1 protein-coding gene is annotated in these 539 nt (G+C 69.9%); it reads right to left on the bottom strand.

What is annotated here, in order from left to right:
- Positions 1 to 539 (bottom strand): AMP-binding protein (locus tag CCN56_RS39970; RefSeq protein ID WP_143664820.1); only part of this gene is annotated, 539 nt, incomplete at both ends.

Here is a 539-nt window from a genome sequence, read left to right as displayed (position 1 = left end):
ACGACGTACGCGGCGAGCTGTTCGTGGTGGACCGTGACGACGGCCTGGGTCACCGCGCGGTGGGTGAGGAGCGCGGCCTCGGTCTCCCCCGGCTCGACACGGAAACCACGGATCTTGATCTGGTCGTCGGCCCGGCCGTCGTAGTGCAGCCGGCCGTGCCGGTCGAAGTGGGCCAGGTCGCCCGTCCGGTACAGCCGCCCGCCATCCGTGGCGAAGGGGTTCGGCACGAAACGGGTCGCGGTCAGATCGGACCGGCCCAGATACCCGTGGGCGAGGCCCTCGCCGGCCAGATACAGCTCACCGGTCACCCCCGGCGCACACAGGTTCAGATGTACGTCGAGGACGTAGGCGGCCTTGTTCACCAGCGGCGCGCCGACCGGAATCAGCGTGTCGCCGGGCTCGATCGTGTGGGTGGTCGTGAAACCCATGGACTCGGCCGGGCCGTAGCCGTTGACGACCCTGATGCCGGGCTTGAGCCGCTGGAGCTTGTGCACGTGTGCCGGGGAGGCCGCCTCACCACCGGTGAAGGCGACGGTGAC

It is taken from the genome of Streptomyces sp. NRRL B-24572 (assembly GCF_002156145.1).
GTDB lineage: Bacteria > Actinomycetota > Actinomycetes > Streptomycetales > Streptomycetaceae > Streptomyces > Streptomyces vietnamensis.
The sequence above is the reverse complement of the archived record's forward strand: the minus strand, read 5'-3'. Positions and strand labels throughout refer to the sequence as shown.